Raw genomic sequence first — 1,523 nt, forward strand, 5'->3', positions numbered from 1 at the left:
CATAGCTGTCAACTTAAGAAAAAAGTGTAACCCCTCTCGAAAGATGGTATGGATGACTATCCATGAACGAGAGGGGTTTTTCTGATGGCGCCTTTAGCGACTGCCGACTTTCTGGACCAACTTTTCGCCTTTCTGGAACCGGACAAAGTGGATGCCATCGCCCGGGAAACGGGCTTTATCCAACGGAAACGGGCCGTCACGGCCAGTGATTTCCTGGCACTGCTGTTCCAGGTTCAGGGGAACCTGATGGATTGCACACTGCAGGAACTCTGTTCCAAACTCGCCACCGAACAGGACATCTCGATCAGCCGGGCGGCACTCGATAAGAAGTTCACCCCGAAGGCCGTCCACTTTCTCCAGCGCGTAGTGGAGGAGCTCTTGCGTTTCCAGCACCAGCTTCTGCCCGCAGGGCAGGCCACCCACCTGCCCTTTACCAGCATCCGGATCCTCGATGCCACAGCGGCAAGCGTACCGGACCATTTGAAGGGGCGTGCCCAAAAGACGCGCCAGACGTCGGTGAAAATCCAATACGAGTTCGACTTATTGACCGGGCGCTTCACATTCCTTTACCTGGATTGCCAGAACATCAACGACACGGTCATCGGGGCGAAACGGGTGCCGTTTCTGGATGACCAGGAACTCTGTTTGCAGGATTTGGGGTATTTTCACTTCCGCGTCTTCGAAGACATCCAACGCCACGGCAGCTATTTCCTTACCAAATTCCGGAGCGATGCCTATCTCGCCTACCGCAACCCGTTTCCCGACTTCCATCCCGACGGGGACGTGGTGGCGAGCAGCCACTACCAGCGCATTGACCTGGTGGGCCTGTGCCGGAATATGGCGCCGGGGGAAGTGTTGGAGCTCGAAGAGGTCCATTTCGGCAGGGACGCCCATTTCCCGGCCCGGTGCATCCTCCTGTCCCAAGGGGAGGCGCAAAAGGAGATCCGCCTTGGGCGCATCCAGCGCCGCGCGACGAAGTCGGGCAAGAAACCGAAACAGCTCGTGCAGGACCTCGCCGGCATCACCGGGTACATGACCAATCTGCCGGACGGGGTCTCCGATGCCGAGGTGGTCGAATTGTATCGGTTGCGCTGGCAGATCGAATTGAGTTTCAAGATCCTCAAGTCGTATCTGGCGATCGACCACTTCAAACTGGTCAAACAGGAACGCTGGCTCTGCCACTTGTATGGCATCTTCCTCATTTTTCTCCTGAGCCAATTGGTGGCGTATCGATTCCGGGAGGCGATCTGGGAGGCAGATGGAAAGGAAATCAGTGAGATGGTGGCGATCCGGAGCATCGGATGCGGGGTTTTGGCGAAACTATACGAAGCCTTCCGCCACAAAAAGAAGACGCCTCAGGCGTTCGTCCACTTGATTACGCGGCTGCTTATCCGAACCGCACGGAAACCTGCCTCCGCCAAGGGGACCGCTTTGAAGCGCCTTCATGCCATGTAGCAGAACCCCAACGCCTCCTGGCCGGGAGGCTTATTTGGCGTTCTTAGTTATTTCCATTTCCGCTGTCC

At 56.8% G+C, this 1,523-nt stretch carries 1 protein-coding gene; it reads left to right on the top strand.

Features of this window, described 5'->3' with window-relative positions:
• Nucleotides 1-84 precede the first annotated feature (84 nt).
• Nucleotides 85-1,455, top strand: a complete 1,371-nt coding sequence (locus AC3AQ9_RS20530) for an IS4 family transposase (protein WP_488309333.1) — start codon at nucleotides 85-87, stop codon at nucleotides 1,453-1,455.
• The last annotated feature ends 68 nt before the right edge of the window (nucleotides 1,456-1,523 follow it).

This window comes from Planococcus sp. VCh962 (assembly GCF_057748275.1).

Excerpts from the sequence above, each read along its gene's own strand:
- AC3AQ9_RS20530 (WP_488309333.1), top strand. The coding sequence starts at position 85 with ATGGCGCCTTTAGCGACTGCCGACTTTCTGGACCAACTTTTCGCCTTT.